A 21291-nucleotide genomic window follows, 5' to 3' on the forward strand; every position below is an offset into this window, starting at 1 on the left:
CACAAAATCAGTGACCGACTCGGTCCAATGTGGGAGCGGGCTTGCTCGCGAAAGCGATAGGCCAGGCACTACAAAACTGTCTGGCTCAGCGCCTCACCTGCTTCAACGTCTCGGCAATCAAAAACGCCAGTTCCAGCGACTGATCGGCGTTCATCCGCGGGTCGCAGTGGGTGTGGTAGCGGTCCGACAGCCCGTCTTCGGTAATCGGCCGTGCGCCGCCGATGCATTCGGTGACGTTTTGCCCGGTCATTTCGATGTGAATCCCGCCGGCGTAGGTACCTTCGGCTTCGTGGACCTGGAAGAACTGCTTCACTTCACCGAGGATCTGCGCAAAGTCCCGGGTCTTGTAGCCGCTGCTGGCCTTGATGGTGTTGCCGTGCATCGGGTCGGAGCTCCACAGCACCTGCTTGCCTTCACGCTGCACGGCGCGCAACAGCGGCGGCAAGTGCTCGCCGACCTTGTTGGCACCCATCCGGGCGATCAGGTTGAGCCGGCCGGGATCGTTGTCTGGGTTGAGCACGTCGATCAGGCGAATCAGGTCGTCCGGGTCCATGCTCGGGCCGACCTTGACCCCGATCGGGTTGTTCACCCCACGCAGGAATTCCACATGGGCACCGTCCAACTGACGGGTGCGATCGCCAATCCAGAGCATGTGGGCGGAGCAGTCGTAATAATCGTTGGTCAGGCTGTCACGGCGCACGAAGGCTTCTTCGTAGTTGAGCAGCAGCGCTTCGTGGGCGGTGAAGAAACTGGTTTCGCGCAGTTGCGGCGAGCTGTCCATGCCGCAGGCGCGCATGAACGCCAGGGTTTCGTCGATACGGTCGGCCAAGTGGCTGTATTTTTCCGCCAGGGCCGAGTTGGCGATGAAGTCCAGGTTCCACTTGTGCACCTGGTGCAGATCGGCGAACCCGCCCTGGGCGAAGGCGCGCAGCAGGTTCAAGGTGGCGGTGGACTGGTGGTAGGACTGCAGCAACCGCTCCGGGTCCGGTACGCGGCTTTTTACGTCGAAACCGATGCCGTTGACGATGTCGCCCCGGTAGGCCGGCAGGGTCACGCCGTCGATGGTTTCGTCGTTGGCCGAGCGCGGCTTGGCGAACTGTCCGGCCATGCGCCCGACCTTGACCACCGGGCAGCCGGCGGCAAACGTCATGACGATTGCCATCTGCAAGAGCACCTTGAAGGTGTCGCGGATCTTGGCCGCCGAGAACTCGGCAAAGCTTTCGGCGCAGTCGCCGCCTTGCAGCAGGAACGCGCGACCCTGGGTCACCTCGGCGAACTGACGGCGCAACTCCCGGGCTTCACCAGCAAACACCAATGGCGGATAACTGGCCAGGGTCTGCTCCACCTGCAACAGGTGCGCGGCGTCGGGGTAGCGGGGTTGTTGCTGGATCGGCAGGGCGCGCCAGCTGTCGGGGCTCCAGGGTTGGCTCATCATGATCTCTAGGTGGTTTACGCTCGGAGGGCCATGTTATCAGCAAATTAGTGCGTGACCTGTTCCGCTTGCTTCGCGGACAATCGCGCTTTTGTCCCGTATACGCAGGCTCAGCCGGCACGGCAATCATCAGGAGATGAAATGACAGAGGAGCGCGTCGAGCATTTGCTCGCCGAGGTGCACGACGAGTTCGGCATGATTCGCGTATTCGAAGTGGCCGATTACCGGTTTCTGGAGTTTGGCGATGCCATCGAGCAGAGCTGCGTGTTCACAGCCGATCCGAGCTGGCTCGAATACGACTATACCCGCGCCATGCTCATCGGGGCGTTGTGTCACGAGCAGCCGGAAAGTGCGCTGTTCCTGGGGCTGGGCGCCGGTACGCTGACCCAGGCCTGCCTCAAGTTCCTGCCGCTGGAAGACGTCGAGGCCATCGAGCTGCGGCCCGACGTGCCGCGCCTGGCCATTGAATACCTGGGGCTGGATGACGATCCGCGACTGTATATCCGCGTTGGCGATGCCTTGGAGTTGCTTGAAACGGCGGAGCCGGCGGACCTTATTTTTGTCGACCTTTATACCGACGTCGGCCCTGGTGTCGGGCACCTGGCCTGGGGGTTCCTGGAAAACTGCCAGAAACGCCTCAACCCGGGCGGCTGGCTGGTGATCAACCAATGGGCCACCGACGACGGCAAGCCGTTGGGCGCGGCGCTGCTGCGTGGCTTGTACCACCGGCATTATTGGGAGCTGCCGGTGAAAGAGGGCAACGTGATCCTGATCGTGCCGGCGGACCTGGACCAGGAGCTGGACCTGCAAGGACTGGTCGCCAGGGCCGAAGGGCTGGCACCGCGGCTGGGTTATTCGTTGCAGTCGTTGATCAAGGCCATTCGCCCGGCGACGTGATCAGGGAAGCCAAATCCTTATGACGAGTGAGTTCCCCTGTGGCGAGGGAGCTTGCTCCCGCTGAGTCGCGAAGCGGCCCCCTTCGATTTCAGATCTCAACCCAGGCGTCTGCTTCGCAGCCGAGCGGGAGCAAGCTCCCTCGCCACAAGGGCGAAGGCGTCTGGAGATGAACCGTTTTAGCCGGCTGTTCCAAGGCTTGCGACGGTGAGCCCCATGACAAGGCTTGGCAATAAAAAAAGCTCCCTTTTCGGGCGAATTCCGGTATAGTGCGCGCCGGCCTTTAGCCGGGCCGCGTCAAGGTAGCGCAATTCTCCGAAGTCAGCTTCGGTTGCATGTCCGCACAACGGATGCTTCCACGACGTTCTTTTTCCATTCATTCGTTTTCGCAAATCCCCGCCGACAAAGCAGCCAGGGCGACTCTTGAGTCTCAACACGGCATGCGCAGCTTTGGAGCATGGGTCTTTGCGGATGCACTTAGAGGCAGACCCATGACCCAGGAAACCGGCGGCTTCGCCGCTTTTAATCTCAACCCGAACATTCTTGCTGCCGTCACTGCGACTGGCTACGAAGAACCTTCGGCGATTCAGCAGCAATCGATCCCGATCATCATGGCCGGCCACGACATGATTGGCCAGGCGCAAACCGGTACGGGTAAAACCGCTGCGTTCGCCCTGCCGATCCTGCATCGCATCGATCCTGCCAAGCGCGAACCGCAAGCCCTGATCCTGGCGCCAACCCGTGAGTTGGCGCTGCAAGTAGCCACCGCTTTCGAAACCTACTCCAAGCAGATGCCTGGCGTTACCGTTGTGGCCGTTTACGGCGGCGCCCCGATGGGCCCACAACTGAAAGCCATCCGTAATGGCGCACAGATCGTTGTCGCCACTCCGGGTCGTCTGTGCGACCACCTGCGTCGTGACGAAAAAGTCCTGGCTACCGTGAACCACCTGGTTCTCGACGAAGCCGACGAGATGCTCAAGCTGGGCTTCATGGATGACCTGGAAGTCATCTTCAAGGCTCTGCCAGCGACTCGCCAGACTGTCCTGTTCTCGGCCACCCTGCCGCAATCGATTCGTGCCATTGCCGAGCGCCACCTGCGCGATCCGCAACACGTGAAGATCCAGACCAAGACCCAGACCGTCACCGCGATCGAACAGGCTCACCTGCTGGTTCACGCCGACCAGAAGACTTCCGCCGTTCTCAGCTTGCTGGAAGTGGAAGACTTCGACGCCCTGATCATGTTCGTGCGCACCAAGCAAGCGACCCTGGACCTGGCCAGCGCCCTGGAAGCCAAAGGCTACAAAGCCGCTGCGCTGAATGGTGACATTGCCCAGAACCAGCGTGAGCGCGTGATCGACTCCCTCAAGGATGGCCGCCTGGACATCGTTGTGGCGACCGACGTCGCTGCCCGTGGCCTGGACGTTCCGCGCATCACCCACGTGTTCAACGTGGACATGCCGTACGATCCGGAATCCTACGTTCACCGTATCGGCCGTACCGGTCGTGCCGGTCGCGAAGGTCGCGCACTGTTGCTGGTCACCCCGCGTGAGCGCCGCATGCTGCAAGTGATCGAGCGTGTGACTGGCCAGAAGGTGGCTGAAGTTCGCCTGCCGGACGCCCAGGCCGTTCTCGATGCGCGCATCAAGAAACTGACCAACAGCCTGTCGCCACTGGTGGCTGACGCCGAATCGACCCACGGAGATCTGCTCGATCGCCTGACCGCCGACATCGGTTGCACCCCACGTGCCCTGGCCGCCGCCCTGTTGCGCAAGGCCACCAACGGTCAAGCGCTGAACCTGGCTGCAATCGAGAAGGAACGTCCCCTGGTGCCGAACAACGCACCGCGTGGCGATCGTCCTGAGCGCACCGGTGACCGTCCAGACCGTGGTGATCGCGAGCGTCGCGCACCGATCCCGCTGGCTGAAGGCCGTGCGCGCTGCCGTACTGCGCTGGGTGCCCGTGATGGTATCGCGGCCAAGAACCTGCTGGGTGCGATCCTCAACGAAGGCGGCCTGGCTCGCGAAGCGATCGGTCGCATCCAGGTGCGTGACAGCTTCAGCCTGGTAGAGCTGCCAGAAGATGGTCTGGAGAAGTTGCTGACCAAGTTGAAAGACACCCGCGTGGCTGGCAAGCAGCTCAAGCTGCGTCGCTACCGCGAAGATTGATCGGCTCTCGGGCTGATTGATCGAACATGAAAAATCCCCGACTGGTTCGGGGATTTTTTTTGCCTGGCGTTTGGTGTTCGATCAGGGAGAGTGGTGTGGAGGCCCATCGCGAGCAGGCTCGCTCCCACATTCGATCTGTTGTGAACACAAAACCTATCGTCACCCAAGTTCCCCTGTGGGAGCGAGCCTGCTCGCGATTGGATCGACTCGGTCAATCAGTCAAACCGATAAATGTCCATCCCCAGCGTCCCCATCGTGAACCCCGCATGGGCAACACTGAATTTTCCACCGACACCCCGGGCAAAATACAACGGCAACAAATGCTCGTCGCTGGGGTGGCTGCGTACGGCATTGGGCGCCTGGCGGCGGTAATCGTGCAGCGCAGGCTCGTCGTTGGCCGCCAGTTGCTCGACCATCCAATCGCGAAAAGCCTTGGCCCACGGCTCGATGCTGTCAGGGCCAGCGTTCCAGTCCAGGTCGCGCAGGTTATGGGTGATGCTGCCGGAGCCGATCAGCAGGACGCTCTCCTGGCGCAGGCTCGCCAGGGCCTGGCCGACCTGGGTCTGCAACACCGGTCCTTGGTGGCTGGGCAGGGAAACTTGCACCACCGGAATGTCGGCCTCGGGATACATCAACGACAAGGGGACCCAGACGCCATGGTCGGACGGCCGTTGCGGGTCGAGGCGAGCCGGCAGGTGCGCGGCGTTGAGCATCTCCGCTACGTGCGCTGCCAGTTGAGGGTTGCCAGGCGCGGGGTACTGCACCTCATACAGCGCCGGTGGAAAACCGCCGAAATCGTGCCAGGTACGCGGCTGCGGATTGGCGCTGACCAACAAGTCGTTGCTTTCCCAATGGGCGGAGACGATGACGATGGCCTTGGGCGTGGGCAATTGAGCGGCAAGGCTGGCCAGTGCCGGGCCGCTGGCGCCGGGCTCCAGCGCGAGCATCGGTGAGCCATGGGAGATAAACAGGCTGGGCAGCATGAACGGACTCCTGAGCGTTAAGATGAATCATCTTCCGTCAGGTCTATGATCTAAATCTAATATAAGTTTTAGCCCGTTTTGATCGATTTTTTGGAGCGAATCATGGAGCCTGAGTTTTGGCACAAGCGCTGGTCATCGAACCAGATCGGTTTTCACTTGCCGGAGGTGAACCCCTACCTGCAACGTTTCTGGCCGCAACTGGGGCTGGCCCAGGGCAGTCGGGTGCTGGTGCCGTTGTGCGGCAAAAGCCTGGATCTGCTGTGGCTTGCCGATCAAGGGTATTCGGTGTTGGGCGTGGAGTTGTCGGAGAAAGCCGCCAGTGATTTTTTCCTTGAGCATCAGCTTGAGCCGGTGATGAGCGAAGAGGGTGCTTTCAGGGTGTTCCGTGCCGGTGATATCGAGATTCGCTGCGGTGATTTTTTTGCTCTGGATCGGAAGGAGGTGGCCGATTGCACGGGGTTTTACGACCGCGCAGCGTTGATCGCCTTGCCGGTGCCGATGCGGGAACGGTACGCGGCCCATCTGCAGAAGATTTTGCCCGACGGGGTCGGCTTGTTGATTACCTTGGATTACAACCAGGATGAAATGCCTGGCCCACCGTTTTCCGTTGGTGATGATGAGGTGCAGCGGCTGCTGGGAAGTGCCTGGCGGCTGGAGGTATTGCAGGAGCAGGATGTGTTGGGGGAGAGCTGGAAGTTCTTGCAGGCGGGTGTGAAGCGGCTGGATGAGCGGGTGTATCGGATTTCCAGCCGTTGATGTGTCGGTTGAGATGGCCCCATCGCGAGCAGGCTCGCTCCCACATTTGATCGGTTGTGGACAGAAGTCTGTGTCCACTGAAGATCGCCTGTGGGAGCGAGCTTGCTCGCGATGGCGTCAGTTCGGGCAGTACACAAATGAGCAGACAAGAAAAAGCCCGCATTACTGCGGGCTTTCTTTTGAGTTACCTATCAGCCCCGACGACGAAGTGCGTCAATACGCTCTTCCAGCGGCGGGTGGCTCATGAACATGCGAGCCAGGCCCTGCTTGATGCCACCGTTGATGCCAAAGGCATTCAGGGTGTCGGGCATGTGCACCGGCAAGCCTTGCTCGGCACGCAGGCGCTGCAGGGCGCCGATCATGGCACTGGTGCCGGCCAGGCGTGCACCGGCGTCGTCGGCACGGAATTCGCGTTTGCGCGAGAACCACATGACGATGGCGCTGGCGAGGATGCCCAGGACCAGCTCGGCGAAGATGGTCGCCACGTAGTAGGCGATGCCCTGGCCTTCTTCGTTCTTGAAGATCACCTTGTCGACGAAGTTACCGATGATCCGGGCGAAGAACATCACGAAGGTGTTCACCACGCCCTGGATCAACGCCAGGGTCACCATGTCGCCGTTGGCAACGTGGCCGATCTCGTGTGCCAGTACGGCCTTGACTTCATCGGGCGAGAACCGCTCGAGCAAACCCTGGCTGACAGCGACCAGGGCGTCGTTCTTGTTCCAGCCGGTGGCGAAGGCGTTGGCCTCGTAGGCCGGGAAGATCCCGACTTCCGGCATCTTGATACCGGCTTCGCGAGACAACTGCTCGACGGTCTGCAGCAGCCATTGTTCGTGACGCGTGCGCGGCTGGCTGATGATCTGGGTGCCGGTGCTCATCTTCGCCATCCATTTGGAGATGAACAGCGAGAACAGGGAACCGGCGAAACCGAACACAGCACAGAAGATCAGCAGCTGATTGAGGTTGAGGTCAACCCCATTGGCCGCCATGAACCCGTTGAAGCCAAAGAGGCTCAGGGTGATGCTGGCAATCAGCACGACCGCCAGGTTAGTGGCCAAGAACAGCAGGATGCGCATCATGGTTGTGAAAATCTCCTCATGCTAAAGATGTAGCGTTATGCGGGGTATATAAGGTGCTGCCGCAGGCTATTCAACTCGCCGACTATTTCAAACTGTGTCCTACAGCCGTCCTAAATGTTTGAAAGACTTTTCTGAAAGTGACAGGGGAAAAGAAATTCGACGCCCGCACCCCGTGAACGTTGAGCCGGGGTGCACGTCAGCCGTCCAGTCCCCAGTGTAGAAGGGCTGGCGGAGCTGGCCGAACGGATATGTTGCTGAATCAAACAGCGTGCGAGGTGAGGTGCCTCGCACGCTGTTTGTTTATTGGCGGTAAGACTTGAGGAAGTTGCCGATCCGGCCAATGGCCTGGTCGAGGTCATCGACCCGTGGCAGGGTCACGACGCGGAAGTGGTCCGGCCATGGCCAGTTGAATGCGGTCCCCTGGACCACCAGCAGCTTTTCGGACAGCAGCAGGTCGAGGACGAATTTTTCATCGTTGTGGATCGGGCAGACCTTCGGGTCGATCCGCGGGAAGGCATACAGCGCGCCCATCGGCTTGACGCAACTGACGCCGGGAATGTCGTTGAGCAGTTCCCAAGTGCGATTGCGCTGTTCCAGCAGCCGGCCCTGGGGCAGGACCAGGTCGTTGATGCTCTGGTAGCCGCCCAGTGCCGTCTGGATCGCATGCTGGCTCGGCACGTTGGCACACAGGCGCATGTTGGCCAGCATGTCGATGCCTTCGATGTAGCTCTGGGCGTGGTGCTTGGGCCCGGAAATGGCGATCCAGCCGGAGCGGAAGCCGGCGACCCGATAGGACTTGGACAGGCCGTTGAAGGTCAGGCACAGCAGGTCCGGCGCCAGGGAGGCGGTGCACACGTGCACGGCGTCGTCGTAGAGGATCTTGTCGTAGATCTCGTCCGAGAACACCACCAGGTTGTGCTGGCGGGCCAGTTCCAGCATGCCCAGCAGCACTTCCCGGGAGTACACGGCGCCGGTCGGGTTGTTCGGGTTGATGATCACCAGGGCCTTGGTATTGGGCGTGATCTTGGCCTTGATGTCTGCCAGGTCGGGAAACCAGTTGGCCTGTTCGTCGCACAGGTAATGCACCGGGTTGCCACCGGACAGGCTCACGGCAGCGGTCCACAGCGGATAGTCCGGTGCCGGCACCAGGACTTCGTCGCCGTTGTTGAGCAGGGCCTGCATGGACATCACGATCAACTCGGACACGCCGTTGCCCAGGTAGATGTCCTCGATGCCGATGCCTTCGACCTGCTTCTGCTGGTAGTACTGCATCACGGCCTTGCGCGCGCTGAACAAGCCCTTGGAGTCGCTGTAGCCCTGGGCGGTCGGCAGGTTGCGGATGACGTCCTGGAGGATTTCATCGGGCGCTTCGAAACCAAAGGGGGCCGGGTTGCCGATGTTCAGCTTGAGGATGCGATGGCCTTCCTCTTCCAGGCGTTTGGCGTGCTTGAGCACCGGGCCGCGAATGTCGTAGCAGACGTTGGCGAGCTTGTTCGATTTGCTGACCTGCATGGCGATGTGTTCCCGAAAATGAACGATCCAGGCGGCGTATGAACTACCGTACTGGGAATCCTGCGTCTGTGCCCAGGCCTGACGCGGTATAGGCGCCACAATCCGTTTGAATGCGCATGACGTGACTGCCAGACTGGCGTCTGACGAGGCGCAATCATACGTGCCGCCCGATCTGCGGAAAAGCGTCGGATCGGGCTTTTTCAATTGCCGAGGTAGGACGATGGAAAAGTTGCAGAAAACCCTTGAAGAATGGCACGCCATGCTCGATCCGGAGCAGTACAACGTCTGTCGGCTGAAGGGCACCGAGCGGCCATTCTCCGGTAAATACAACGCCACCAAGACCGATGGCGTGTACCACTGCATCTGCTGCAACGAGCCGTTGTTCGACTCGCAGACCAAATTCGATTCGGGCTGTGGCTGGCCGAGCTTCTACGCGCCGATCGAAGGCAGCGCGGTGGTGGAGGTGCGGGATGTCAGCCACGGCATGGTTCGCACCGAGGTGGTCTGCGCCAAATGTGATGCTCACCTGGGCCACGTCTTCCCCGACGGCCCGCCGCCCACGGGGCTGCGGTACTGCATCAACTCGGTGTGCCTGGATCTGGTGCCCCGCTAGGGACTGTTCACCACAATCCCCCTGTGGCGAGGGAGCTTGCTCCCGCTGGGCGGCGCAGCCGTCCCAAAACGGCTTGGCGCGATTTTTCAGAAAGACCGCGTCGGTCGGTTTACGACGGCTGCGCCGCCGAGCGGGAGCAAGCTCCCTCGCCACAAGGGCCTGGCGGTCTGCAGCATGGGTTCGGGCAATTAAATTGCACACAATTGAATTGTTCGCTATTTTCGTCGCCTGTCCTATACGTTTTCGGAGCCTTGCCATGAGCGACAACCTGCTGAGCATCCCGTGCACCACCATCAAGGGTGAGCAAAAGACCCTCGCCGATTTCGCCGGCAAGGCGGTGCTGGTGGTCAACACGGCCAGCCAGTGCGGATTCACCCCGCAGTACAAGGGGCTTGAGGCGTTGTGGCAGACCTACAAGGACCAGGGCCTGGTGGTGCTGGGCTTTCCCTGCAATCAGTTCGGCAAGCAGGAGCCGGGGAATGAAGGGGCGATCACCGAGTTCTGCGAACTGAACTTCGGCGTGAGTTTTCCGCTGTTCAAGAAAATCGAAGTCAACGGCGCCAACGCCCATCCGCTGTTCGTCCAGCTTAAACAGCGGGCCCCCGGGGTGTTGGGGTCCAAAGGCATCAAGTGGAATTTCACCAAGTTCCTGATTGGCAAGGACGGTCAGGTGGTCAAGCGGTTTGCCCCGACCACCAAACCCCAGGACCTGACCGGCGAGATCGAAGCGCTGCTCAAATGAATGACCTGTCAGCCGATTCGCTGAAGCTCGACAGCCAGTTGTGCTTCAAGCTGTACGCCGCTTCCCGTGCGGTGATCCGCGGCTACAAGCCGATGCTCGATCAGCTCGGCCTGACCTATCCGCAATACCTGGCGATGCTGGTGTTGTGGGAATGGCAGGACACGGCCCCGCCACAGCCGACGGTCAAGGCCCTGGGAGAGCGTTTGCTGCTGGATTCCGGCACGCTGACGCCACTGCTCAAGCGCCTGGAACAGTTGGACCTGGTCCAGCGCCAGCGTTCTGCCCGGGACGAGCGGGAAGTGCACTTGAGCCTGTCGGCTAAAGGGCGAGCCTTGCGCGAACAGGTTGCTCCGCTCAAGGCCCGCCTGCTATGCGACAGCGGTGTCGACCTGGACCGCCTGGGCGCGTTGCGAGACGGTCTCGATCATCTGCTGGGCCAGATCAAAGCGCTGACGTAGTCGGCACCCACTGATCCAGCACGGCCGCGAGTTCTTCGCGGCGGAAGGGCTTGGACAGGTAATCGTTCATGCCAGCCGCCCGGCAACGCTCGCGTTCCTCGGGCATCGCGTTGGCCGTCAGCGCAACGATCGGCAGGTCCGACCAGCGTCCGCTGCGGCGAATCTGCCGACTGGCTTCGTAACCGTCCATCACCGGCATGTTGCAGTCCATCAACACCAGGTCAAATACCCGTTGTTCCAGTTGATCCAGGGCTTCGACGCCGTGGGCCGCGACGGTGACTTCGCAGCCCAGTTTCACCAACATGCCCTTGGCCACCAGTTGGTTGACCGGATTGTCCTCCACCAGCAGCACCCGTCCACGCCTGGACGGTGCCAGGGTTTCGATCTGTGCCTCGTTGATGGTGGTCGCCTCGCTTTGCATGGCGCGCCGCAGGATCTGGTACAGCGCATGGCGTGCCAGCGGTCGGGCCTGTTGTATCAGCGGGGTGAGGGCGGCGGCTTCTTCGCCGGGCATGAAGCTGCCGTAGGCGGTCACCAGCAGGATCGGTGCGTCAAAGGTTGGCCGCAGGTTGAACAGGCATTCCGGGCAGTCGGTGATCAATACGTCAGGCTTGAGCCCCAGCAGTCCGTCATCGATGGAGCGCTGCACATAATCCAGGCCCCATCCCGGTAATAACATGCCCAGCAACTCGGCCAGGCCGCTGCTGCTGGCGGTGATGGCGACGACGTTGCCGCGCAACGGTTCGACCGGCGTTGCCGGAAGATGGCAGGGCAGCGGCAGGTCTGCGCAGAACTGACTGCCGAAGCCAGCTTCGGAACTGATCGTCAAGCGGCCTTGCATGGCTTCGCAGAGGTTGTAGGTCAACGCCAGGCCCAGCCCGGTGCCACCAAACTGGCGGGTAATCCCGGCACCGGCCTGGGTGAACGGTTGCAGGATTCTCGCCTGGGCTTCCTGGGGAATACCGATACCGGTGTCGCAGACTTCGATTCGCACGCCGCCGTCGTAATGGCTCAACTTCACATCGACCCGGCCGAAGCGCGTGAACTTCAGTGCGTTGGACAGCAGGTTGCTGACGATCTGGCGCACCCGGGTTGGGTCGCCGATGACTTGCGTTGGGAACTGCGGCTCGATCAGGCAAGCCAACTCGACACTGGGGGCCGCATTTTGGGAAAGCAGGTTGGCGGTGTCCTCCACCAGGGCGCCGAGGTCGAACGGGATGCGTTCGAGCTCCAGTTGGCCGGCGTCGAATTTCGACAGGTCGAGGATGTCGTTGAGCAGCTCGACCAAAACCTTGCCCGAGTCATGGGCAATCGAGAGCTGCTGCTGTTGTTCCGCCGTCAGGGGGCCATCCAGGGACAGGGCGATCATGCCCAGCAGGCCGTTGAGCGGGGTGCGGATCTCGTGACTCATGTTGGCCAGGAATGCGGAGCGGGCTTCGGCCATGTCCAGGGCCGTGCGCCGGGCCACTTCCAGCTCCTCGTTGGACTGGCTGAGGCGGGTGTTGATGGCCTTGAGTTCAGCGGTGCGTGCCGAGACGATGTTCTCCAGTTGCGCCAGGTATTCGGTGAGGCGATTTTCGGCTGTGCGTCGCTGTTGGATTTCCGTGGAGATATTTTCGAACTGCTGGTTGGCGACGGACACCAGCACGCCAATTTCATCGGACTGATGGCCGGAAGGGCATTCCAGGCGGTTCTGTTCGCTGCTGCTCGGGTCGCGGCTGCTCAGCTCGCGAATAACCCGCACCAGGGGCTTGGTCAGCATCACGTAGAACAGCGCCAGCAGCAGGCCGGTCAGGATCAGGCTGCGGGCGAAGCCATTGAGCAAGGTGACCTCGGCACGGCGCAGGAAGCGACTGCCGAACGCATAGGTGTCGACGTCCAGTCGCAGTATGCCCAGGGATTCGCTGGGCAAGTGATCCAGGTAGAGCCGGTCCTCGAACTGCCGCTGGGCGCCGAACAGGAAGTCGCTGATGAACCGGTAGCTGCTTTGCAGCTCGGGCCGCTTGACGCTGGCCAGCACGGTATTGTTGTTGTCGATCAGCTCGGCGCCGATGATGGCTGGTGAGCGCAACAGGCCCATGGACAATTCCTGGGCGAGTTCGGCGTCGATGTTGTAGGCGATGCGCGAGGCCGGGTTGTGGCTGATTTCCAGCAGCGACAGGATTTCACGGTTGATCGATGCGTCTTCGCTGGCATAATCGATGCCGATCTGCATCAGGCTGAGCAAGGTGCCCAGCACGAAGCCTACCAGGACGGTCAGGCGGGCCTGCTTATAGGAAAGCCGTTGGGTGAATCGGATGTCCATTGAGTGATGAACCACTTACGTTTCCCTTCGCCGGTCAAGCATAGCTGATCATCTCTGAATACCGGTGCGACCGGTTGGTTTTGTGTGAAGTAGACCCGCCATTGGATACGGCGTTTCGTTGCTGGAGCGCCATCATTACTGTGAACCTGTCCGAGGAGAAGACGTGGACTCGCGATTGAATGCTTTTCTTGAGCGCGCCGATGCCGTGCTGGCCCGGATCGAGCCTTTGCTGCCGGCGCCCCGGCCCGCCATCGATTGGACCCAGACCCTGGCCGCCCGCTGGCAGCGTGACGGGCGCAGCGGCTACCTGTTGCCGCTGCAAGTCAGCCTCGACATGCGCCTGTCGGACCTGATCGGCGTGGATCGCCAGGTCGAACAACTGGGCCGCAACACCCGGCAGTTCATCGATGGCATGCCCGCCAACCATGCCTTGCTCTGGGGCTCGCGTGGCACCGGCAAGTCGTCCCTGGTGCGGGCCCTGTTGGCCGAACATGCCCAGCATGGCCTGCGGTTGATCGAGATCGAACGCGATCACCTGGCGGACCTGCCCCGGGTGGTCGAGCAGGTTGCCAAGCTGCCACAGCGCTTCGTGTTGTTCTGCGATGACTTGTCGTTCGAGTCTGGCGAAGGCGATTACCGCGTACTCAAGAGTGTGTTGGACGGCTCGCTGGAGCAGGCACCGGACAACGTGCTGCTGTATGCCACGTCCAACCGCCGCCACCTGGTGCCGGAAAAGGAAAGCGACAACGAGAACTGGAAGCGGGTCGACGGCGAGCTTCACCCCAGCGAAGCGGTGGAGGACAAGATCGCCTTGTCCGACCGCTTTGGCTTGTGGCTGTCGTTTTATCCGTTTACCCAGGAGCACTTCCTCAACGTCGTGGAGCACTGGATCGGCGAATTGGCGGCCAAGGCCGGGCTGGCCTGGCAGCGTGACGAAGCGCTGGATGTGTTGGCAGTGCGCTGGGCAACCGGTCGCGGCAACCGCAACGGACGTTGCGCTTATCAGTTTGCCCGTTACTGGGTCGGCCTGAAATTGTTGGAGGACAAGGCATGATCGATTTGAACACTGCTGGCGAAGGCCTCGATGGCTACGGCTTGTTATCGGCACAGCTGGAATCCTTGCTGGCCGATGAGCGTGATTTCATCGCCAATGCTGCGCAGTTCTCGGCCTTTCTGTTCACTCAACTGGAAGACCTGAACTGGGCTGGTTTTTACCTCAATCGCAATGAAGAACTGGTCTTGGGACCGTTCCAGGGCCAGATCGCCTGCGTGCGGATTCCCTTCGGCCGCGGTGTCTGCGGCACGGCGGCGGCGACCCGGCAGGCCCAGCGCGTCGAAGATGTCCATGCCTTCCCTGGGCACATCGCCTGCGACAGCGCGTCGAACAGCGAACTGGTGGTGCCGCTGGTCAAGGACGGGCGCCTGATCGGCGTGCTCGACCTGGACAGTCCGAAACTGGCGCGTTTCAGCGAGCATGACCAGGCCGGCATTGAAGCGTTGGCCGCGATCTTCCTGCGCCTGACAGATTGCTGACTCGCTTCCTGTAGGAGCTGGCGAAGGCTCGGGCCGCGTTCGGACGATCTTTTGATCTTTCGCTTGGGATTCAATCGTTAGGGGAAAGATCGCAGCCTCGCTTCGCTCGTCAGCTCCTACAGGGATGGCTTTCATGCCTTCAACCCGGCCTTGACCAGCAGGCTGTCGGGGTTGATCTCATCGATCTGCTGCGGGTCGAGGAACTGCTCGGCGTAGCTCAGGTAGATCCTTTCCTCGATGAACAGCCCGAACAGCTCGGGATCGATATGGGCGTCACGGCACATGGTGGCCATGATGCCCAGGGCCTCGCTCAGTTTCTTGGCTTTCTTGTAGGGCCGGTCAGCCGCCGTCAGCGCTTCGAAAATGTCGGCGATGGCCATCATGCGTGCCGGCAGACTCATCTCTTCGCGCTTGAGGCGCTTGGGATAACCGCTGCCGTCCATCTTCTCGTGATGCCCGCCGGCGATTTCCGCCACATTGCTCAGGTGGGTGGGGAAGGGCAACTGGCTGAGCATCAGGATCGTCTGCACCATGTGATGATTGATGACGTAGCGCTCCTCGCGGGTCAGCGTGCCGCGCGTGATGCTCAGGTTGTAGAGCTCGCCGCGATTGTATTTCCACGCCGGTACATCGAGTTGGAAGCCCCACGGATTGTCCGCCGGGATCAGTTCGGCCGCGTGGCGCTCGAACAGGTGCTCGGGCTTGTCCGCCAACAGCTGCTCGGTGACCGGTAGCGTCGGCTTGGGCGTGCGTGCCTGGCGCCGGTTTTCTTCCCAGGAAACCCCCAGGCGATCGTCGAGGGTGCGGGTCCACGGGCGTTGCGCGATGTATTGAAGGCGTTGCAGATCGGCCTCGGCCATGGCTTCGGAGCCCAGGTTGCAGCGGGCGACGAAAGCGAAGTCGGCATCCAGGGCTGTCAATGTCGCGTCACGCTGTTGCGCCAGGGATGACGAGTCGCCGCCGCTTGCCATGGCCCGCCAGTAATCGACCCAGGCGTCGCGCTTGAGCACTTCGAAGCGGGTGCGTATCTCGTGGATCCGGTCGTTCAGGGTTTCCAGCTTGGTGGCTTTGTCGACGACGTATTCAGGGGTGGTGACCTTGCCGCAGTCGTGCAGCCAGGCAGCGATGTGCAGGGCTTCCCATTCATCCTCCGTGGGCCGATAAGCGTCGAATGCCGGCGCCTGGCTGGCAGCGGCGGCCTGGGCGAGCATCAGGGTCAGGACCGGCACCCGCTGGCAATGGCCGCCTGTGTAGGGACTCTTGGCATCGATCGCGCCGGCCAGCAGTTGGATGAAGGCGTCCAGCAGTTGCTTTTGCTTGGCTTGCAGGCGCTGGCCCTCGATGCTTACGGTGGCGGCGCCGGACACGGCCTGGAGGAAGGCGATGCGGTCAGGTTGGAGTTTTTCCAGGTCGGCTTCGGTGCCGCTGTCGGTGATCAGCAACACCAACACGCCGACGGTTTCCTGGTGACGATTTCGCAGGCGGATGCCAATCAGGTGGACCCGGGGCGAGTCCAGCGCCCGCAAGATGCCTTGCAGGTCGGCCGCCTGCTCGAAGCCCAGGGAGGTCACCAGATTGTCCGAGACGGCCAGTTGCTGGAGCCATTGCGGGCTGTCGCCGGCCTGCAGCTCATGGCTGCGCAACCGGAAGGTGTCGAGGTCCCTGGGCGAGCCATCGATCACCAATCCATAGGGCTTGAGCCGATTGTCGTCGTTCTCGCGCAGGTAGATCAGGCCGGCCTGGGCCTGGCCGATTTTCACGGTTTCGAACAACACGCGCTCCAGCAAAGGGATGAAGCGGGTTTCGGCGCGCAGGCTGGCGGTGATTTCAAAGAAACTCGCCAGGGTCTCTTTCATGCGCGCCATCGAGACGCTCAGCTGATCGACCTCCAGCACCGGGGATCGGCGGGACACTGGGTAGTTGAAGTCAAAGCTGCGAATGGCGTCGGCCTCCTGCACCAGTTCGCGCAAGGGCTTGACCAGGATCCTGGACGTCAGCCAGCCCAGGGGCAGGCACAGCAGCAGGGTGGCGAGGGTGATGAGTGCGCCTTGCCAGCGCATGCGATAAGCGTTGTCCAGCAGCTCATCCTCAGGGACCAGCAATGCCAGCTCCAGGCCTTGGGGCCCGCCTTCCTGCATGTGGCTGCGTGAAACGATCCATCGGCGTCCGGCCGCTTCCAGGCGGGTCGTGTCAGCGTTGTCGTCGAGGACGGCGGCGATGGCCGGGCTGAGATCGTGGGCCTTGATCAGGCGCGCCGACTGGGCGTCGGCGAGCAGCCGGTCGCTGTCGGGATAACCCACGGCGTTGCCCTTGGGATCGAGCAAGACGATCTCGGTGCCGGTGGTCACCTTGTGCTTGGCCAGGGTCTGGGACAGGGCCGCCAGGGTCAGGTCGGCGCCGATGACCGCTTGCTCGCCGCTACGCCGGGCCAGGGTGGTGCCGACATTATGAGTCGAGAAAAAAACGTAGGGCTCGGTGGTGATCTGCTCGGTACTGCCGACGGCGCTGCGAAACCAGCCGCGGCTGCGTGGGTCGTAGGTTTCGTCGGCGATGTCCCGGCGATCGATGAGTGTCAGGCTCTCGTCGTAGAACAGCGATTGGGCATGGACCGGGCCTGGCTCGGTGGCGCGCTCCACGGTCCAGACCTGGTAGGCCGCCTCGGCGGGCGCCTGCAGGGCGGTTTTCAGGGCTGGGGTGCGCAATGGCCGGACCATCAGGAAATTGCCGCGCTGATCGCCCAGGTACAACGACGCCAGGTTCGGATTGTCCCGCAGTGCCTGGCTGAAGGGCACGAGCAGGGCCAGGCGTTGCGACATCTGCGGTGTGCGTGTCGCCGGGTAGTCGGCCAGCAGGCTCAACAGGTGGCGGATGGGTTCGTAGGTGTCGTACAAGTCCAGGCGCACCTCCTGCTCAATGCGGTTGAACAGTTTCTCACTGCTGGACAGGATGATTTGCGTGGTTTGCCGATAGTTGAAAATACCCAGCACCACCCCGGTCAACAACAAAAGCAGGGTAAACATCACGCTGATGTGGACGTGCAGGGGGAACCGGCGTTTGTCCGGACGCGGTGCGCTGGGCATTGCAGTCACTCCAAGTGTCAGGGGGGCGTTCTCGATAGGTGTTCCCGCGTGCAAGGGAAACCGATCGAGAACCCCCCAGGTACGCACTGCTGAGCGAATAGCATAGTAAACACTGGGTTATTCTGCCTTGGCGATCTCCGTTTTCAGGGCGTGCTCCAGTTCGCTCATGGCGCGGTCGAGGGCGTCGATGCAGGCGCCGATTCGTTCCGGTGCCTGTGCCTGATGACACGCCTGCTCCAGCGCCTCGCACCGCTGGATCAGCGAGGTCGCCTGGACGATGCGGGCCACGCCTTTGATCTTGTGCGCCGTTTCGGTCAACGCTTGACGGTTCCCACCCCGGGCGACGGCGAGCAGCTCCTGGCGATCCGAGCGACTGCTGCTGAGCAACTCAGCCAGCAGGCGCCGGTTGGACGTCGGGTCGCCACCGGTCAGTGCCTGTAGGCTGTGCACGCTGAAAGCCGCTGGAGGGCCGCTGGGCTTGACTGTCTTGATCCATTGGCTCAGGGCACTCAGGCTGATCGGTTTGAACAGACAGTCATCCATTCCGGCGTCCTGGCAGCGTTGTTTTTCCTCGGGTTGGGCGTTGGCGGTGAACCCCAGCAGGGTACAGGGCGACCGTTGCTGCTGGGCCTCATCGCGACGAATCGAGCGGGCCAGGTCGTAACCGCTCATGATGGGCATGTTGCAATCGGCAATGACCAGGTCGAAATGGCCCTTTTGCCAGACTTCAAACCCGTGGGCACCGTCATGGGCAACCTGGTAGTGATGGCCGAGGTATTCCAATTGCTGGGACATCAGCAGGCGGTTGGCGGGGTGGTCGTCCACGATCAGGACGTTCAACGTGGCTTGGGCCGTTTCGATGACCGGTTCAAGTGGGACGCCAACCGGTGCCGCCGACAGGACGGCCAGTTGCAGGCGGACCTGGACCTGGGTGCCAAAACCGGGTCGACTGCTCATGTGCAGGCTGCCGCCCATCATCCGGCACAAGTTACGACTGATCACCAGTCCCAGTCCCGCCCCCTTGCGGGCCATCCGGCTGGAATTGTCGACCTGGGCAAAAGGCTCGAACAGGCGTTGCAGGTCTGCCGGGTCGATGCCGATGCCGCTGTCGTTGACTTCCAGGTGCATTTGCAGCACGTCGTTCTGATCGGTCGGAGACAACTGCACCTTCACCACGACCTGGCCCTGCTCGGTAAATTTGAGGGCGTTGCTGATCAGGTTCGACAGCACCTGCTTGAATCGCAACGGGTCTATCAAGACGACAGGGCTGCCCTGGGTTATGTCGAATTGCAGCGACAATGCCAGGTTTTTCTGCCGGGCCACCCCCTCGAATACCCGTATGACCGATTGCAGCAGAGCCCTGAGATCGGCTCGTTCGGGGGCCAGGCTCAGATGGCCGGATTCGATGCGGGCGATGTCGAGGATATCGCCGATCAGCTCGAGCATGCCGGACGCCGACTCGTAGGCGACTTCAATGGTCGAGCGATCCACGTGGCCCTTGTCGGCGTGTTTCAGGGCCAGTTCAAGCATGCCGATCACAGCGTTCATGGGGGTGCGGATTTCATGGCTCATGGTGGCCAGGAACGTGCTCTTGGCGCGGTTCGCGTCATCGGCCCGTTGCTTGGACGCGCGCAGTTCCTCGAACAGTTGGCGCCGCTCACTGATATCGATCCAGCCGCCAATGATGCCTTGCACTTCGGCGGCGGAGTTTCGGTAGGGGAGGATCCAGTGATAGATCGTCAGTTTCCTGTCCCCGATGTGCAGGGGGCGATCCACGATCAGCGCGGTGCCTTCGGCCATGACGCGTTGGTAGTCCGCCTGGTACTCCTGCGCTTCGAATGCGTTGCTCATGGCGCCCGGCATCAAATCCTTGCCGATGACGTCTTCGCGTCTGGCGTCGAACGCCTCCAGGTAGCTGTCATTGCAGCTTTGCAGGATGCCGTTGCGATCCCTTACATAAATGGGGTGCGGGGTGCCGTTGAGCAGCGAGTGCATGAACTCGAGTTGATCATTGAGGGCCAGTTCGGCCCGTTGACGTTGCCTTATCTGGCGCTGCATGTAGGCGTTCCACGCCAGGGAAAGCAGCAGCAACAGGCCGACGCCCGCGACGACCTTGAAGAACAGGCGGTTATAGGTGCGCCAGGTATGCTCCGAGGGCGAGACGTAACCGCGCCAGCGGTTGTTGATGACGCCCAGTTCGTCGGGGTCGATGCTGGTCAGGGCCTTGTCGAGGATACTGTTCAGTTCGGTGGCGTGCCTGGCCGTGGCCAGCGCGAACATGGCTTGTTGGGTACCCACCGTGCTGCTGATTTGCAGCCTGTCCCGCCACGCATAAGAGGAGATGAAGTAGTTGGCCATCACTTGCGAGTTAACACTGCCGTCGACCTGGCCATGGGCGAGCATTTCCACGGCACGCAAGGGGCCGTCCGTTTCGATGATCTGGATGCTTGGGTACTGGCTGCGAAGCCATTCAATGACCGGATTGCCCTTGGCGATCGCCAGCCTGGCATGGCCGAACTGATCGAGTGTCGTGGGCGTGTCGGACTGCTTGCGCGTCAGCAGGACGAATGAACTGTCGACATAGGGACGACTGAATTTCAACTGCAGTTGGCGTTCATTGCTGGGCAAAAGTGCGGCAATCACGTCGGCTTGATCGTTCAGCACCGCGGCAATCATCTCGCTGTCGTTCTGACGGCGCTGGACCTCCAGGCGCAGGCCGGTTCGCAGCCGGATCAGCTCCAGCAGGTCGGCGCTGATGCCGCGAAGATCGCCGTCCGCATCAAAGAAGGTGAAGGGCGCGGAGGTTTCGTTGACCACCACCCGAACCACCGGGTGCCGGGCCAGCCAGCGTTGCTCGCGGTCGGTCAGTTGTACCCGATGGTCTGTGAGGTACAGGTCGCTGCCGGCACTCCAGCGCTTGGAGATGGCCGCCTGTTCGGCAATGGGAACCTGGTTCAGCGTAGCGTTGATGACTTCGAGCAAGCGGGTGTCGCTACGTCGTACGGCGAAACCGAAGCCGTAGGATTCATGTCTGCCGAAGCTGGCCATGCGGATATTGCTCAAGTAACCCTTGTTGATCATGTAGTGAGTGGAAAGGGTATCGCCGAGAAACACATCGGCCTGGCCAAAGGCGACGGCATTGATAGCGTTCTGGTAGGACGGATAGGTGGTGATGAGCGCCTTGGGGTAGAGCTTTTCAATTTCCCGCAGCGGCAGGTAGTGATAGACCATGCTCAGTCGCAACCCCTGGAGATCGTCAGTCAGGGATTGGCTTTCATGGGTTCGGGTGACGAGAACGGGCTGGTCCACGGCGTATGGCGTCGACAGCGCGATATCGGGATGGCGGGCCTCGAAACCGTTGGCCGTGCCGAGCATATCGATTTGCCCCTCCTTGAGTGCCGCCAAGGCCGCCTCGCGGGAGCCGAAGCGCAGGACTTTCATGGGCAGGCCGGTGACCTTGGCGATAATGCCGGCATAGTCGGCGGTCAGGCCTTCGTAGTCGTGCCCGCTGGCGGAAAGATCGAAGGGCGGGTAATCCGGTGCGGAAGTTCCCAGGACCAGTTCATGCCGGTTTCTTAGCCAGGCGCGGTGAATGTCATCCAGCCGGATCTCGGCATGAGCCGTAGCGGAACGGCCCAGCAGCGTGTACTGCACGGGCGCATCCGGTGTCGCCGCGAGCACTCCTGTATAGAGTGCTGCGCTGATCAACAGGAAATATTCCGTTATGCGTCTGAGCATC

The 21291-nt window shown here is 61.6% G+C and carries 15 protein-coding genes; 8 read left to right on the forward strand and 7 right to left on the reverse strand.

Annotated elements, in window-relative coordinates; genetic code table 11:
• Positions 1-85: 85 nt before the first annotated feature.
• Entirely contained in the window at positions 86-1432 is a 1347-nt protein-coding gene (locus AD659_RS09410) for a class II 3-deoxy-7-phosphoheptulonate synthase (protein ID WP_053120498.1), read from the reverse strand.
• A 141-nt stretch (positions 1433-1573) separates the two neighbouring features.
• Between AD659_RS09410 and AD659_RS09415 the strand changes: the two genes are divergently transcribed.
• Positions 1574-2329, forward strand: a complete 756-nt coding sequence (locus AD659_RS09415) for a spermidine synthase (RefSeq protein ID WP_053120500.1) — start codon at positions 1574-1576, stop codon at positions 2327-2329.
• Between the two features lie 488 nt (positions 2330-2817).
• Positions 2818-4491, forward strand: a complete 1674-nt coding sequence (locus AD659_RS09420) for a DEAD/DEAH box helicase (protein WP_014337279.1) — start codon at positions 2818-2820, stop codon at positions 4489-4491.
• A gap of 215 nt (positions 4492-4706) precedes the next feature.
• On the opposite strand, the gene AD659_RS09425 is transcribed toward AD659_RS09420, so the two are convergent.
• Complete coding sequence (locus AD659_RS09425) at positions 4707-5474, reverse strand: DODA-type extradiol aromatic ring-opening family dioxygenase (RefSeq protein ID WP_053120502.1); 768 nt, start codon at positions 5472-5474, stop codon at positions 4707-4709.
• 102 nt (positions 5475-5576) lie between these two features.
• Here AD659_RS09425 and AD659_RS09430 point away from each other — a divergent pair, with 102 nt between their 5' ends.
• On the forward strand, positions 5577-6230 hold the full coding sequence (locus AD659_RS09430; protein WP_053120504.1) for a thiopurine S-methyltransferase: 654 nt from the start codon (positions 5577-5579) through the stop codon (positions 6228-6230).
• A 191-nt stretch (positions 6231-6421) separates the two neighbouring features.
• On the opposite strand, the gene htpX is transcribed toward AD659_RS09430, so the two are convergent.
• Both htpX and AD659_RS09440 read right to left on the reverse strand, forming a co-directional pair.
• The gene (htpX, locus tag AD659_RS09435) at positions 6422-7309 is read right to left on the reverse strand and encodes a protease HtpX (RefSeq protein WP_003183732.1); all 888 of its coding nucleotides are present in this window, start codon (positions 7307-7309) and stop codon (positions 6422-6424) included.
• Between the two features lie 300 nt (positions 7310-7609).
• Complete coding sequence (locus AD659_RS09440) at positions 7610-8821, reverse strand: pyridoxal phosphate-dependent aminotransferase (RefSeq protein ID WP_018603142.1); 1212 nt, start codon at positions 8819-8821, stop codon at positions 7610-7612.
• Between the two features lie 220 nt (positions 8822-9041).
• Here AD659_RS09440 and msrB point away from each other — a divergent pair, with 220 nt between their 5' ends.
• The 3 genes from msrB (at position 9042) to AD659_RS09455 (ending at position 10634) form a co-directional block, all read left to right on the forward strand.
• The gene (msrB, locus tag AD659_RS09445; protein WP_053120506.1) at positions 9042-9434 is read left to right on the forward strand and encodes a peptide-methionine (R)-S-oxide reductase MsrB; all 393 of its coding nucleotides are present in this window, start codon (positions 9042-9044) and stop codon (positions 9432-9434) included.
• A 256-nt stretch (positions 9435-9690) separates the two neighbouring features.
• Positions 9691-10176, forward strand: coding sequence for a glutathione peroxidase (locus AD659_RS09450; RefSeq protein WP_003199416.1), 486 nt, complete (start codon positions 9691-9693; stop codon positions 10174-10176).
• On the forward strand, positions 10173-10634 hold the full coding sequence (locus AD659_RS09455) for a MarR family winged helix-turn-helix transcriptional regulator (protein WP_053120508.1): 462 nt from the start codon (positions 10173-10175) through the stop codon (positions 10632-10634). Before AD659_RS09450 ends, AD659_RS09455 begins: the two co-directional genes overlap by 4 nt.
• Here AD659_RS09455 and AD659_RS09460 read toward each other — a convergent pair.
• A complete protein-coding gene (locus AD659_RS09460; RefSeq protein WP_053120510.1) occupies positions 10618-12939 on the reverse strand; it encodes a hybrid sensor histidine kinase/response regulator in 2322 nt (773 codons plus the stop codon). The two genes, AD659_RS09455 and AD659_RS09460, sit on opposite strands and share 17 nt — an antisense overlap.
• Before the next feature lie 163 nt (positions 12940-13102).
• On the opposite strand from AD659_RS09460, the gene AD659_RS09465 reads away from it, so the two are divergent.
• Together AD659_RS09465 and AD659_RS09470 are read left to right on the forward strand one after the other, a co-directional pair.
• Positions 13103-13993, forward strand: a complete 891-nt coding sequence (locus tag AD659_RS09465) for an ATP-binding protein (protein ID WP_053120513.1) — start codon at positions 13103-13105, stop codon at positions 13991-13993.
• A complete protein-coding gene (locus AD659_RS09470; RefSeq protein WP_053120515.1) occupies positions 13990-14472 on the forward strand; it encodes a GAF domain-containing protein in 483 nt (160 codons plus the stop codon). The genes AD659_RS09465 and AD659_RS09470 overlap by 4 nt, the downstream gene beginning before the upstream one ends.
• A gap of 131 nt (positions 14473-14603) precedes the next feature.
• Here the strand turns inward: AD659_RS09470 and AD659_RS09475 are convergent, their stop codons facing one another.
• On the reverse strand, positions 14604-17552 hold the full coding sequence (locus tag AD659_RS09475) for an HD domain-containing phosphohydrolase (RefSeq protein WP_053120517.1): 2949 nt from the start codon (positions 17550-17552) through the stop codon (positions 14604-14606).
• 117 nt (positions 17553-17669) lie between these two features.
• Positions 17670-21290: a transporter substrate-binding domain-containing protein gene (locus AD659_RS09480; protein ID WP_053120519.1), complete on the reverse strand. Its 3621-nt coding sequence runs from the start codon at positions 21288-21290 to the stop codon at positions 17670-17672.
• Position 21291: the final 1 nt, after the last annotated feature.

The organism is Pseudomonas thivervalensis, from assembly GCF_001269655.1.
GTDB lineage: Bacteria > Pseudomonadota > Gammaproteobacteria > Pseudomonadales > Pseudomonadaceae > Aquipseudomonas > Aquipseudomonas thivervalensis.